We start from the raw sequence: 13,627 nt of genomic DNA, 5'->3' as shown, positions 1-13,627 counted from the left end.
CTGCTGTCCGCAGCAAAAGCCTTGAAGAGGGCGGAAAAATCTTTGCGACTTTCCACCTGCTTCTGCTCAAGGGCTGTGAGAAGACCCCCCAGAGCTGCGGCTTCCGGAAGAGAGGCCTTTTCCCGGCCTTCCAGGGTCTTGAGCCGTGAAAGGAAAAAGGCCTTCTGGGTGGAAAGGTCGTTGAAGCCGCCCAGATTTTCCTGAAGGTCTTTCAGATGATCCAGAAGGGGGTTCAGCTCTTTTCCGGAAAAAAGGGAGGCAGAGAATTCCAGAAGATAACGGAGCTTCTTGCAATCAATGCGTAAGGCATGAAAGAGAGCATCGGGACTCTCGGGTCGGATTTTCCGGCCCCGGCGCAGAACCCGGCGGTGCTGGACCAGAAGGGCTTCCGTTACAAGCTCCAGAACGGGTCTCTCTCCCTCAGGCCCAGGCTCTGGGCAGGCTTCTTCCCCCGTCAGGGTTTCAAGATCCTTAAGGGTGCCGGAAAAGGTAATGCCGTCCATTCCCTTCAGCATACGCTCCCGGACCTGTGCCCGCTTTTCCCGAAGCTCCTCAAAAAAGGAATCCAGACCCGGAGCAAGGGCTGCTGGCAGAAGCGCCCGGAAACGGGATTCCGTGAGGAGAAAAACATCAAGATCCCGGAGCTCTCCTGTGATCTGGCCCATGGCCTTCAGGCCCTCGCGGAGGGCGGTTCCGGTTTCAGCATCCAGGGCTGTCCGCATCTGGGAGAGGAGGGAGCGCATTCTTCGGGAGGCAACCCGGAAATCGTGGAGAAATTCCGTATCCATGTCTCCCCGGATGCCGGGAATGTTTTCCGCCATTACCCGGAACAGCTCCTTGAGAAAAAGAAGAAGCGCTTCACGGGACAAAGTCCGGGGTTCAAGAATGATCCCTTCGCGGGCTTTGTGATTCTGACCCCCTGCCTCCAGCATGAGACCATAAAGATCCTCTTGCGTGGTCTCAAAACCCAGCTCTTCCAGGAAGGCACCTAGTTTTTTTGCGGCCTTGCTCGTCTCCTTGAGGCTTCTCACATGGTACTGGCCAAAGGCGGGGACATTCTCCCCCTCACCACAGGGACGAAATTTTTCCCAGAGTCCCAGGGCCAGAAGAGTTTTCTCGTCTTTATAGAATTCATGGAGTACCCATTCCCTGACAAAGGGGCCGTGGGGCAGAAGGGCCCGGATGCCCAGAACAGGCCGCAGCAGCATGGCAAGGGGGGATTCGGGAAAATCGGAACAGAAACGGCGAGGCCCCTCGCCTTCCACCACAAGGCTTGCCTCCTCCTTGCCGTTTTTCATGTCAAAGAGGGAATACCGGCCCCCTGGGGTGCAAAAGAGCAGACGGCCCCGGCGGAAAAGCCGCCAGTCAAAGGAATCGAGCAGGAAAACCGTGGCACTGCCGCTACTTTCCCGAAAGCTTTTGAACAGGGTTGGAAGACCGGAAAAGGAAGGCTCCCTTTCCAGCATATGGGGCCAAGCGTAGGAAATCTGCATGGGATACCTCTTTAAGAAGGGATAGGGGAAGAAAAACTTTGGGTTTTCTATTCCGGCATTTATACTCCGCACGGTCACTTTTGAAACAAAGTGATGAACATCGTGGTGGTTTATTGCTTTCTGCCCTCCCCCCCCTCTCCCGCAGGAGAGGGGAGAAAAAAGACATCCTCAAGGCTCCCTCTCCCACTGGGTGAGGGTTGGGGTGAGGATTTCATTAAAAAAATTCAGAACAACAGTCCAATTTTCAGATGTTTCACAGATGGGCATCTGGAGTATATAAAAAAAAGCTATGGCTTCAAACTACCCTGGAACTCCGGGCGATCACCTCTTCCTGATACAAAAGACGGACAATACCGTCGGCAAGGCCGATCTGGGGTACGCTCATCTTCTCAGCCCCGCTCCATTTCATCACAGAAAGGTAAATCTTCAGGGCAGGCAGGATGACATCCGCCCGGTCGGGCTTCAGCCCCAGTTTTGTAACACGTTCCTCATAGGGGAATTTGCGGAGCTGTTCCCGGACGGCCTTCATTTTTTCCATCGTCAATACCCGGCCCTCCGTTCCCTTGGCAAGCTTCATCACGCTGTTGATGTTGCCGCCGCTGCCCACGGCCTGAATGCCGGGCAGATCACGGGTATGCTCCCGCAGCCAGGCCTTCATTTCTTCCCAGCTTTCTTCGGGAACAAGGTTTTCAAGGAGCCTCACGGTGCCGATGGCAAAGGAGCGGGAAAGGCTTTCTCCCCGTGAAAACAAAGTGATCTCCGTACTGCCGCCACCCACATCCACAAAGATCCAGGATTCCTCCTTTCCCGGAAGAGCACCTCCGTTCCAGGGATTGTTGGCAAAAATGATGCGAGCTTCCTCCCTGCCCTCGATGATCTCAAGGGAAACGCCCGTATTCTCAAAAATTTTCTTGCGGATCTTTTCGCCATTGGCGGCCTCCCGCATGGCGGAGGTGGCGCAGGCCCGGAACCGGAGAGGCTCATAGGCCCGGATCAGGGAACGGAAGCCTTTGATGGTATCGAGAAGCCGGTTTCCGTTTTCCTTTGAGATCTTTCCGAGGATGAAGGCATCCCTGCCCAGACGGATGGGCATGCGCACAAGGGCAATTTTCCGGAAACAGGGGCCGTCTGCGCCCTCAAACACCTCCGTGAGCAGAAGCCGGACGGCATTGGAACCGATATCCATGGCGGCAAAGCGTTTTCCCGTCATCATAGGGCATATCCTCATTTTTTCTGAAGGCCATGGGTCCATGGGCCGAAAACCCGCATTCCTATGGGGCCTGAATGCCATCGACCCGTTCTTCCCATATCTGTCAAGTAGCCGAGCCCTTTGGAAAATGTCAAGCCTGAGGCCTCCACCCTCCGGAGACAGGCTGCTAAAACCTTTTTCTCACTGAGAATATGGATTTTTACTCATCAAATTCTAACAGAACCTTTCTATAAGCAGACATTCGGGAAGCCCCTCAGCGCTTCTTCGTCCCTGAAGGAAAGGAAAGCACCATGATCCCAGATTCCGAGACCCTGTCCTGCACCTCCGAGACCGTGCTCAGCGCCGGGGAAACCCCGCAGCCCCGTGCCCCTTTTCGGGACAATCCTTTCCGGGACATCCATGCCCAATCCCCCATGCGCTTCATCAACCGGGAGCTTTCCTGGCTGCAGTTCAACTTCCGGGTCATGGAAGAGGCCTACAACCCGGCTCATCCCCTTCTGGAACGGGTACGCTTTCTTTCCATTTCCGCCTCCAACCTGGACGAATTCTACATGGTGCGTGTTGCGGGCCTTAAAGCACAGGTCATGTCCGGGGTGCAGAGCAACAGCCCGGATCTGCTCACACCGGCCCAGCAGCTGGAAAAAATCAACACGCTTGTGCTGGATCTTCTCGAAAAACAGAGAAAATGCCTGTTTGATCTTCTCAAAGAACTGAAAAAAGTGGGAATATCCGTGGTGGGGCCGGAATCGATTTCGGAAAAGGACAGGAATTTTCTTGGAGAAAAATTCATCCAGGAGATTTTTCCCGTTTTAAGCCCTGTGGCCGTGGACCCTTCCCATCCCTTTCCCTTCATCCCCAATCTCGGCTTTGGTCTCATCTTCGAGATGAAAAACCCGGAAATGGAAGAAGCGCTGGTGGCCATTGTCATCCTGCCCCAGCACCTGAACCGGATGATCCGCCTTCCCGGTGAGGACAGGGTGCGCTATATCCTTCTTGAGGATGTGGTGCGCATGTTCTTCCACCAGATCTTTCCCTCCTCAGAGCTTCTGGCCTGCGGGATTTTCCGGGTGGTGCGGGATTCTGAAATGGAAATTGAGGAAGAGGCTGAAGATCTGGTGCGTACCTTTGAGACAGCCCTCAAGCGCCGCCGCAGAGGGCGGGTGGTGCGCCTTGCCGTGGACAATGAGATGCCAGACGATCTCCGGGAGTTTCTCCGAACTCAGCTCGACGTAATGCCCGAATATATGTTCCGCACAGGTCGGGCCATCGGGCTTTGTGATCTCAGGCATCTTGTCACAGACGACAGGCCGGATCTCCTCTTTCCCAAATATCAGGCCCGTTTTCCGGAGAGAATACGGGATTTCGGCGGAGACTGCTTTGCCGCCATCCAGGCCAAGGACATCCTTGTGCACCATCCCTATGAGAGCTTCGATGTGGTGGCCCAGTTTCTCCGTCAGGCTGCGGAAGACCCCCAGGTGGTGGCCATCAAGCAGACCCTGTACCGCACAAGCAGAAACTCTCCCATTGTTCAGGCCCTGGTGCGGGCTGCGGAATCCGGGAAAAGCGTCACCGCCATGATCGAACTCAAAGCCCGCTTTGATGAGGAAGCCAATATCGAGATCGCAAGAATCCTGGAGCGCAGTGGCGCCCAGGTGGGGCTGGGATTCATGGAAATGAAAACCCATGCCAAGCTTTCCCTTGTCATCCGCAGGGAAAAAGAGGGGCTTAAGTCCTACGCCCACCTCGGAACAGGCAACTACCATCCGGTGACGGCCAAGATTTATACGGATCTTTCCTATTTTACCTGTGACCGGGCCATCTGTCAGGATGTGGGAAAAATCTTCAACTACATGACAGGCTACGCCCGTCCCGCCCGCCTGGAAAGGCTCTACGTCGCACCCCTCAACATGAGCACCCATCTTCTTGCCTGCATTGAGGAGGAGATCGCCCATGCCCGGGCGGGCCGTCCCTGCGGCATCTGGGCCAAACTCAACGCCCTTGTGTCTCCGGACATCATCGATGCCCTGTACCGGGCCTCCTGCGCCGGGGTTCCCGTGGATCTGGTCATTCGGGGAATCTGCTGCCTCAGGCCTGGCATTCCTGGACTTTCGGAAAACATCCGGGTGAAATCCATTGTGGGCCGCTTTCTGGAGCACTCCCGCATTGTCGCTTTCGGTAACGGTCAGGCCCTGCCCTCTCCCCAGGCCAGGGTCTATATTTCTTCAGCGGACTGGATGCCAAGAAACCTCAGTCGCAGGATTGAGGTGCTGGTCCCCATCCTCAACCCAACGGTACACCAGCAGATTCTCAACCAGATCATGGAAGCCAACCTCAAGGACAACGCCCAGAGCTGGATCATGCAGCCCGACGGCGGCTATGTCCGCATGGCTGCGGAAAGAGAGTGCTTCAATACCCATGAGTTTTTCATGACCAATCCCAGTCTTTCCGGTCGCGGTTCCGCCCTCAAGGGCAAGGGGAAAAAAGGGCGCGGCAAAAAAAACAATCGCTCAGGATGACCAAAGGCCATCGGATTCCTGAGATCCAGAATCCCTGAATCTCAAACAGGTCTCAATGCCTTGCCCCTTACCCGTAAAACAAAAATCATGGTAAAGGCTGAGATCAGACCGGGTGCAGGGAAAAATACGGGGATTATAAAAAGCCGTGAGAGAACGTACTGCATGGATAGGGGCTTATGGATAAAATCATGATCCGCAGATATTCAGGCTTATTTATCCAGACTGCGGTTCAGCAGCGATGAGCATGGCGTTACTTTTTTATAAAGCCAGAAAGGCTTGGAAACGCCTCTGAAAAATCAGGAGGGGGGACAAAAAACACAGAGCCCGGACCCTTGACAGCACAGGAACCAGCCAACAAAGGCTCCGGGACCGGAGCCTCACCTGGGGGATCTGGCTCCGGTAATGCGGAATTCATCCCTTTCTCTCAAAGGCGGCGCCAGGCTTCAGCCCCAAAAAGCGCAGCACAATGGCCAGGGGACAAAAACCCGTAAAGGCCGCCTGTAAGAGATTGGCTCCCACAAAGGCGGTGAACCACAGCCAGTAGGCGCTGTGGAGCAAAGAAAGCAAAAGGGAAAGCAGAATCATGCTTCCGGCAAAGGCCATCACCACACGTTCAATCGTCATCAGCCGTCTCCCTGTTCTGAAAAAGGTCCTTTGTGAACGCATATACATCCTTGCGGTCCTGACAAGGTCTTTGCATCCCCATTACCTTGGCAAGACCAGGCAGAGCTGTCAACCAGGCCTTCCTTCCGGGCAAGGTCCGTATCAGACCTCCTCCTCATATCCCCTACCCCGAATCACCCGCCATCCCCCATCTTTCAGCATGGCGAGGTCTTTTTCCATGGCCCGACCCGGTGTGGTCAGAAAATCACCGCTCATCAATCCCGTAGCGCCTGCAGAAAAAATCAGCGCCTGAAGAGAGGCAAAATTTTGCTCCCTACCCCCACAGACAATAAGAGGGGTTCTGGGCATGAGGAAACGAAAAGCCGCCAGAATCTTCAGGCAACGTAGGGGCGACAAGAAGGAACAGGACGCCATGGGGGTGCCTGCAATGGGCACCAGAAAATTCATGGGGATGGCATCCACTTCCAGGGCTTCCAGGGTGCGGGCAAACTCCAGAATCTGCGCATCCGTTTCACCAAGACCAAAGATACCGCCGGAACAGATCTCAAGGCCTGCGCGTCTGGCCGCTTCCAGAGTCTTCAGGCGGTCCGCGTAACTGTGGGTCGTACAGATGGTAGGAAAAAGGGAGGCTGCGGTTTCAAGATTGTGATGATAACGGCTCACACCCACAGCCTTCAGTCGCCTCAGATCCCTTTCTTCCAGAATGCCAAGGGAAGCACAATGGGCCATCTGGGTTCCGGGAAACCGGGTATAGGCTTCCAACAGGGCTTCCAGATCTTCACCTGCCAGGCCCCGGCCACTGGTCACAATGCTGTAGCGATCCAGGGGATATTCGGCAGCAAGGCGGAGGCTTTGCGCAAGCTTTTCTGCGGACAAAAGCGGGTAGATTGCCACATCCGCACTCCCATGGGCAGACTGCGAGCAAAATCGGCAATCTTCGGAGCAACGTCCCGATTTCCCGTTACATATGGCGCAAAGCCTCACCGTATCTTTAAAAAAAAATCTGCGGATACGATCTGCTCCAGAAAGAATACCAAACACCTGGGGTTTGTCTGCGCCCAGAATATCAAGAAAAAAAGCATCGGAAATTCTTTTTCCGGCAAGAACACGCAACGCTTCCTGCAAGGGGTCCAAAGCGACCTCCGGTTTTTGGCTATATGGGTTTACGGGGCTGTTTTTTCAGGACCGCAGATAACGGCCGAGGTTATCCAGGAGGGTGTCCGCCTCTTCCAGGGTTCGCACCCTGTGCACGTCTTCCGCGCCCTGCATGGAAGGGCAGCGATCTTCGGCGTCCTCGAATAAAAAAGCCATGGACTGGGAATCTTCCATGACGCGCACAATGGGTTCCGCCTGTACCTGGGAAAAGGCATAGGCGGTTTTACGGAAATAAAAACGCGTTCTGGCATCCACATCCGATACCATTTTCCGCAGATCCACCACAACGGAAAAACCACTGTGCAGGTTCTCCATAACAGAAAGAATGGCATTGGATATCAGTTTGCCGGACTGCTTTTCTATCTTTCCGAACAGCTGGATGTACAAGCGGTTCTGACGTTCATCAATCCAGATTTTCCATGCGGCCTGATCTTTTTTACCGGATCGGTGCGTAGGTGGGTTGCGCCTCAGCATCCCCGCCAGATGCTGAATCCTTCTTTCCGATTCCGCCAGGGCTTCTTCCAGGCGTATCACTTCCCGCACAAGAAAGGGGGTTGCCTTCAGCACCAGGTTGATGTCTTTGAGATCCGCAACTGCCTTGCTCTGAAACTTGGCCTTCAGTTCTTCAAGATCCATGGGATCCGACCCGCCCCTTTTCTTCCTGTTCGCCCCAGGCAGCCCTCTTTCCGGAGACTGCTCACAAGTGCCTATCATATCCCAATTTTCAAAGAATACAAGGGGAGGTCCCGCAGGTGAAATTCCCCTTTCACAGGGGAAGATAGAGAGTGAATACGCTGCCTTCGCCCAGCCGACTGTGCACCGCTACCTTGCCGCCATGGGCATTCATGATGTGCTTGACAATGGCAAGGCCGAGGCCTGTTCCCCCCAGCTTGCGGCTTCTGGCTTTGTCCACCCGATAAAAACGTTCAAAGAGCCTGGGCAGATGTTCCTCAGCAATGCCCATGCCGCTGTCAGCAAAAGCGATGCGTACAAAATGGGTTTCCCGCGCAGCCGCAATATGAATACGGCTTCCCTCAGGAGAATATTTGAGGGCATTGTCCAGAAGATTCACCGCCGCATGCTCCATGAGAGTGGCGTCCATGGGAGCCTTCAGATCTTCGGAGCACTCCAGTATCACTTCAATCTTCTTCTCATCAATTCTGGATGCGCAAAGCTGGATGGCCGAGGCCAGAACCTCCCGGACAGGCCTTTCTTCCAGAAGCAGATCCTCATTATCCGCCTCCTGCTCTATGCTGGACAGCTTCAGCAGGTCATCCACCAGCACGATCAACCGCTTTACATTGCGGTCAATGATGGCCAGAAAACGCTGTACCTCTTCCGGGTCTGTCTGCGCATCCTCCCTGAGATTTTCAACAAACCCCTTGATGGCCGTCAGGGGAGTTTTCAGTTCATGGGAAACGTTGGCCACAAAATCCTTGCGCATATGCTCAAGACGCCGCAGCTGGGTCACATCCTGAATCACAAACAGAGTTCCGATCCGAACCTCACTCCCATCACGAAGAGGAGAGCTGTGGGCATGCACCACTTTTTTGCCATACTGGTGCAGATCCATATCCGCCTCAAGGGTTTTGTCCGCGGCCAGGGCCTTCTGCACAAAGCGCAGCACATCCAGGTTACGGACCACTTCCTGCACATCCCTGTGAACATAACGGGCGGCTTCCACATGAAACATGCGCGCCACCGCATGATTCATCCGCAGAATCCGCCCTTCACGATCCACGGCAATCACCCCTTCTTCCATACTGGAAAGCACGGCCTCCAGTTCATTGCGCTGCCGAACCACCATACGGATCCTGTCGTCCAGCTCCTCGGCCATGCGATTCATGGCATCGGCAAGGGCCGCCAACTCCTCCACATCCGGAACAAAAAGCCTGTGAGAAAGATTTCCTTGGGCAAAACGATGGGCACCTTCCCGCAAAAGGACAAGAGGCCGGGAAATTTTGCGGGAAATGAACCAGGAGAGTACGGCCGCCAGCACAAGCACCAGAACTCCGCACATAAAAATGCGCACACGGAACTGGGTAATGGCCGCATCAATGGATGTGAGCGGCACAGCAGCCCGCAGCACCCCCACAAGATTTCCCGAGCTTTCCAGGGGAATGGCCACATACATCATGGCATGGTTCAGGGTTTCCGAATATCGGGAAACCACTCCCACCCGCCCCGTTGCTGCCTGAACAATCTCCATCCTGTCTCTGTGATTTTCCATCTGCCGGGGATCTTCCCGGGTGTCGCCCACCACATCTCCGGAAGGCAGCACAACGGTAAAGCGCGTGTCAACGGCCATTCCCGTTTCCTTGCAGATGGCATCCACAGGCACATAATCTCCGGAAATCAGGAGGGGAATGACCTTGGATTTCAGAATCAGAGCCTTAGCCGCCAACTCTTTTTCGGTATTTTCCAGAAAAAAGACCTTCATGGCACCCGCCGCATAAACGCTCACCGCCACAAGGCCCACAAGAATCACCAGAAGATAGGAAGGGTACAACTGCCACAGAAGAGGTCTTTTTCTGATCATAATGACTCCCTGAAACGGTAGCCCACACCCCGTACCGTTTCGATGCGTTTTCCATGCTCACCCAGTTTTTTCCGCAGCCCCACAATCTGCACATCAACACTGCGATCCGTCACCGGATAATCGTCTCCATGGATGGCATCCACAATCTGGGAACGGGTGAACACCCAGCCCGGACGCCGGGCCAGGAAATGAAGAATCTGAAATTCCGACCAGGTCAGAGGCAAAGGCTCTCCATCGGCCAGAACCTCATGCCTGCCCGGATGGATGAGAAGACTTCCGATTTCAAGGATCCCCTCCCGATCCTGCATACCTTCCGCTTTCATACGCTCATGACGCCGCAGCACGGAGCGGATGCGGGCAACCAGGATACGGGGGCTGAAGGGCTTCGTCACATAATCATCCGCACCCAACTCAAGGCCGGTCACCACATCCGCTTCCTCCCCCTTGGCCGTTAGCATGACAATGGGAAGGGTCGCGCCCCTGGCCTGCCTGCGGATACGCCGCGTTACCTCAAGCCCGTCCACTCCGGGAAGCATGAGATCCAGCACCATGAGATCTGGGGATCCATTCTTGACAAAACGCAAGGCCTCCTCCCCCGTTGCCGCCAGCAGTACACCGTATCCTTCCCGAGTCAGGTTGTAACGGATCAGCTCCAGAATATCTTCCTCATCATCCACCACAAGGATGGTTTCCTTCCCCATGCAAAGACTCCCTTCATGGCCTGGCCACGCTATGACGGACAATCTGCCCTTCAATCACATAGATCACCTCTTCGGCGATATTGGTCGCGTGGTCCGCTATGCGCTCCAGATGCCTTGAGATGAGAAACATGTTAATCAGGTATCCCACATCCTCGGGCCGCTCCCGCAAGGCGCGTTTCACCCGGTCGTAAACCTCATTTTTCATGTCATCCACCTCATCATCCATGGCGCGCACGGCGTTGGCCACCACCGCATCCATGTTTACAAAGGCGTCCAGACTCTTTTTCAGCATCATGCCGGACTTCTGCGCCATTTCCGTATAATCATAAAACGGAATACAGGATCCCGCTTCTGCCATGGTCATTACCCTGCGACCGATATTCACGGCAAGGTCTGCGATGCGCTCCAGGTCATTGTTGATCTTAATGACACAGACCAAAAAGCGCAGATCCACGGCTACGGGCTGGTACAGGGCGATGATCTTGAGACAATCCTCTTCCACTTCCACTTCCATGTCATCAATCTCGTGATCCGATTCCACCACCTTCCGGGCCAACTCCGGATCCATGGACCTGATGGCCGCGCTGGCCATATATACACGGTCCTCCACCATGGTGCCCAGGGAAAGGAGGGTTTTCTTCAGACGTTCCAGTTCATGGTGAAGAAATAAAGTCATCGTTGCGTCTCTTTTCCCATCACCCGAATCTGCCGGTGATGTAATCTTCCGTTTGTTTGTTTTTCGGATTCGTAAAAATGGCATCGGTCTCACCGGTTTCAATGATACGGCCCATGTAAAAAAAGGCCGTCACATCCGAAACCCTCGCAGCCTGCTGCATGTTGTGGGTCACAATGATGATGGAGTATGTCCTTTTTAACTCATGAATCAACTCTTCGATCTTCTGGGTCGCCAGGGGGTCCAGGGCAGAGGCAGGCTCGTCCATGAGCAGCACCTCCGGCTCCACGGCCAGGGCACGGGCGATGCAGAGGCGCTGCTGCTGCCCTCCGCTCATGCCAAGGGCGGACTCATGCAGCCGATCCTTCACTTCTTCCCAGAGAGCCGCCTGGCGCAGACTCTTTTCAACCTGATCTGCGATCATGTTCTTATCGCGGATGCCGTTCACCCGCAGCCCATAGGCCACATTCTCGAAGATGGTCTTGGGAAAGGGATTGGGCTTTTGAAATACCATGCCGATCCTGCGCCTTAAACGCACCACGTCTACGGATGGTGCGTAGATGTTCTGGTTGCCCAGAAGCACTTCACCCTCCACACGGCTGACGGGTATGAGATCGTTCATGCGATTCAGACAACGCAGAAAGGTGCTCTTTCCACACCCCGACGGACCGATGAGGGCCGTGACCTCCCGCTCCCCAAACCCAAGATCAATACCGTAAAGAGCCTGGAAGGATCCGTAATAAAAATTCAGCCCCCGCGCCTGCATCTTCCATTGGGTCTCCATGGACCTTCTTTCATCCGATACCTTCATAAAATCCCCTCACCGCATCCTACGCCGCAGGCGTGAACGATAAATAATCGCGACAAGATTCATGCCCAGAACCAGAGCGATGAGCACCAGGGCCGTACCGTACTGCAAAGGCCTTGTCTGCTCAATATTCGTTCCTGCTGTGGCCAGAACATAAATATGATAGGGCAGGGCCATGACCTCATCCATGATGGAAGCGGGAATCTTCGGGGTGAAAAAAACCGCCGCCGTGAACATGATGGGAGCCGTTTCGCCCGCCGCACGGCTTAAGCCCAGAATGGCGCCCGTGAGAATTCCCGGCAGCGCCGAAGGCAGCACCACACGCCAGATGGTCTGCCACTGTGTGGCTCCCAGCCCCAGGGAAGCCTCACGATAGGTATTGGGCACGGCCTTCAGTGCTTCTTCCGTGGCACCAATAATCACAGGCAGAGTCATGACGCCAAGGGTCAAGGCACCTGCCGCAAGGCTCACACCCATTCCCAGCAGAATGCAGAAAAAAGCCAGTCCGAAAAGGCCAAAAACCACGGAAGGAACACCTGCAAGGTTGCTGATCCCAAGGCGGATGACGCGCATGACCCTACCGGAACTGGCGTACTCATTGAGATAAATCGCCGAAGCCACGCCTATGGGCAAAGCCACCAGAAGAGATCCCAGAGCAAGCCCCAGAGTACCGATGATGCAAGGAAAAATACCCCCTGCGGTCATGGCTTCCCTGGGAGGCAGGGTAAGAAAATCCCAGGTGATGGCCCGCCAACCCCTGGAAAGCATGAAATAGAGGATGGTACACAAAGCAAGGCCATTGATCAGGGCTGCCAGGCGAAAAAAACCAAACCACAGGGTCTGTACCCGCCTGCGCCCCGTAAGCCCGGCCCCCTCTGCAAAAAGCCCAGGGGACTCGCCTGTTTGCAAGGCCGTCTTTCCGGACGCGGATGAAGAAGATCCATTCACAGGGACGCCTCCCCTTTCTGCTGATACCGATTGGAAATGTAATCCGCCACAAGGTTAAAGACCAGGGTAAAGAGAAAAAGCGTAATGCCAATGGCAAACAGGGCATGGTAGTGCTCTCCGCGGAAGGGAGCCTCGGCCATTTCAGCGGCAATGCTGGCGGGCATGGGCCGCACAGGATCAAAAACCGATTCCGGCAGCATGGCCGCCCCGCCAGCCACCATCAGCACCACCATGGTCTCTCCGATGGCACGGCTCATTCCCAGAATGATGGCCGTGCTGATGCCCGAAATACCGGCAGGCACAACCACCTTCATGATGGTTTCAAGCTCCGTTGCCCCCAATGCCAAAGAGGCTTCTCGAAGAGAGGTCGGTACGGAATAGAGGGCATCTTCTGCAATGGAGCAGATGGTGGGAATGGACATGAAAGCCAGCATCAGTCCGGCATTGAAAAGGTTCAAGCCAATGGGAATCCCAAAAACCTTCTGCAGAAAAGGCCCCACCAGCACCATACCGAAAAAACCGATCACCACGCTGGGAAGGGCCGCCAAAAGCTCCACAATGGGCTTGACCACCTCCGCCACCCGCCTTGAAGCGATCTCGGACAGATAAATGGCTGTCATTACCCCCAGCGGGATGGAGATCATTGCCGAAAAAAGCGTCACATACAAAGAGGCGACTATGAGAGGAAGAATGCCGAAGTCCGCAGGATCATCCGTGGGATACCAATATTTTCCCAACACAAAATCCTGCACACTAACGGTTTTGAAGATGGGTAAACCCTCCTGAAACAAAAAAAACATGATCAGGCCGAGAATTCCGATGGAAACCATGGCTATACCCAGAAAAAGCAAACGTATCAGCTTTTCTGCCTGATTGCGTGAGACCGCCATGCACATTTCCTTATGCTGAATTTTAAACAAGCAGTGTGCGACACATTGGACGCACACCGCATCTTTCACT

At 54.7% G+C, this 13,627-nt stretch carries 12 protein-coding genes; 1 reads left to right on the top strand and 11 read right to left on the bottom strand.

Annotated features, from left to right (window positions below):
* Both RBR60_RS10510 and RBR60_RS10505 read right to left on the bottom strand, forming a co-directional pair.
* The coding region (locus RBR60_RS10510; protein ID WP_320356496.1) for a CHAD domain-containing protein at positions 1-1,493 on the bottom strand (1,493 nt) is incomplete at its 3' end.
* Positions 1,494-1,788: 295 nt separating this feature from the next.
* Positions 1,789-2,706 carry an exopolyphosphatase gene (locus tag RBR60_RS10505; RefSeq protein ID WP_320356494.1) on the bottom strand — a complete coding sequence of 306 codons (918 nt, stop codon included), beginning with the start codon at positions 2,704-2,706 and terminating at the stop codon, positions 1,789-1,791.
* Positions 2,707-2,993: 287 nt separating this feature from the next.
* Between RBR60_RS10505 and RBR60_RS10500 the strand changes: the two genes are divergently transcribed.
* Positions 2,994-5,219 carry an RNA degradosome polyphosphate kinase gene (locus RBR60_RS10500; RefSeq protein WP_320356492.1) on the top strand — a complete coding sequence of 742 codons (2,226 nt, stop codon included), beginning with the start codon at positions 2,994-2,996 and terminating at the stop codon, positions 5,217-5,219.
* Between the two features lie 411 nt (positions 5,220-5,630).
* On the opposite strand, the gene RBR60_RS10495 is transcribed toward RBR60_RS10500, so the two are convergent.
* From RBR60_RS10495 to pstC, 9 genes are all read right to left on the bottom strand, one after another.
* Complete coding sequence (locus tag RBR60_RS10495) at positions 5,631-5,843, bottom strand: DUF2892 domain-containing protein (RefSeq protein WP_320356490.1); 213 nt, start codon at positions 5,841-5,843, stop codon at positions 5,631-5,633.
* Positions 5,844-5,984: 141 nt separating this feature from the next.
* A complete protein-coding gene (gene bioB / locus RBR60_RS10490) occupies positions 5,985-6,977 on the bottom strand; it encodes a biotin synthase BioB (protein WP_320356488.1) in 993 nt (330 codons plus the stop codon).
* Positions 6,978-7,022: 45 nt separating this feature from the next.
* Complete coding sequence (locus RBR60_RS10485) at positions 7,023-7,634, bottom strand: hypothetical protein (RefSeq protein ID WP_320356486.1); 612 nt, start codon at positions 7,632-7,634, stop codon at positions 7,023-7,025.
* A gap of 130 nt (positions 7,635-7,764) precedes the next feature.
* Positions 7,765-9,537 carry an ATP-binding protein gene (locus RBR60_RS10480; RefSeq protein ID WP_320356484.1) on the bottom strand — a complete coding sequence of 591 codons (1,773 nt, stop codon included), beginning with the start codon at positions 9,535-9,537 and terminating at the stop codon, positions 7,765-7,767.
* Positions 9,534-10,238, bottom strand: coding sequence for a response regulator transcription factor (locus tag RBR60_RS10475; protein ID WP_320356482.1), 705 nt, complete (start codon positions 10,236-10,238; stop codon positions 9,534-9,536). Before RBR60_RS10475 ends, RBR60_RS10480 begins: the two co-directional genes overlap by 4 nt.
* A gap of 13 nt (positions 10,239-10,251) precedes the next feature.
* Positions 10,252-10,914, bottom strand: coding sequence for a phosphate signaling complex protein PhoU (gene phoU / locus RBR60_RS10470; RefSeq protein ID WP_320356480.1), 663 nt, complete (start codon positions 10,912-10,914; stop codon positions 10,252-10,254).
* A 19-nt stretch (positions 10,915-10,933) separates the two neighbouring features.
* Positions 10,934-11,695, bottom strand: coding sequence for a phosphate ABC transporter ATP-binding protein PstB (gene pstB / locus RBR60_RS10465; protein WP_413815461.1), 762 nt, complete (start codon positions 11,693-11,695; stop codon positions 10,934-10,936).
* A 36-nt stretch (positions 11,696-11,731) separates the two neighbouring features.
* Positions 11,732-12,628, bottom strand: a complete 897-nt coding sequence (pstA, locus tag RBR60_RS10460; RefSeq protein WP_320356475.1) for a phosphate ABC transporter permease PstA — start codon at positions 12,626-12,628, stop codon at positions 11,732-11,734.
* 35 nt (positions 12,629-12,663) lie between these two features.
* A complete protein-coding gene (pstC, locus tag RBR60_RS10455; protein ID WP_320356474.1) occupies positions 12,664-13,557 on the bottom strand; it encodes a phosphate ABC transporter permease subunit PstC in 894 nt (297 codons plus the stop codon).
* Positions 13,558-13,627: the final 70 nt, after the last annotated feature.

Source organism: Desulfobotulus sp. (genome assembly GCF_034006065.1).
Classification (GTDB): domain Bacteria; phylum Desulfobacterota; class Desulfobacteria; order Desulfobacterales; family ASO4-4; genus Desulfobotulus.
This window is presented reverse-complemented; position numbering and strand designations above follow the sequence as displayed.

Bases quoted from the DNA above. Each gene is read 5' to 3' on its own strand.
- RBR60_RS10505 (WP_320356494.1), bottom strand. From the start codon at position 2,706: ATGATGACGGGAAAACGCTTTGCCGCCATGGATATCGGTTCCAATGCC.
- RBR60_RS10500 (WP_320356492.1), top strand. From the start codon at position 2,994: ATGATCCCAGATTCCGAGACCCTGTCCTGCACCTCCGAGACCGTGCTC.
- RBR60_RS10495 (WP_320356490.1), bottom strand. From the start codon at position 5,843: ATGACGATTGAACGTGTGGTGATGGCCTTTGCCGGAAGCATGATTCTG.
- RBR60_RS10485 (WP_320356486.1), bottom strand. From the start codon at position 7,634: ATGGATCTTGAAGAACTGAAGGCCAAGTTTCAGAGCAAGGCAGTTGCG.
- RBR60_RS10480 (WP_320356484.1), bottom strand. From the start codon at position 9,537: ATGATCAGAAAAAGACCTCTTCTGTGGCAGTTGTACCCTTCCTATCTT.
- RBR60_RS10475 (WP_320356482.1), bottom strand. From the start codon at position 10,238: ATGGGGAAGGAAACCATCCTTGTGGTGGATGATGAGGAAGATATTCTG.
- phoU (WP_320356480.1), bottom strand. From the start codon at position 10,914: ATGACTTTATTTCTTCACCATGAACTGGAACGTCTGAAGAAAACCCTC.
- pstB (WP_413815461.1), bottom strand. From the start codon at position 11,695: ATGGAGACCCAATGGAAGATGCAGGCGCGGGGGCTGAATTTTTATTAC.
- pstC (WP_320356474.1), bottom strand. From the start codon at position 13,557: ATGGCGGTCTCACGCAATCAGGCAGAAAAGCTGATACGTTTGCTTTTT.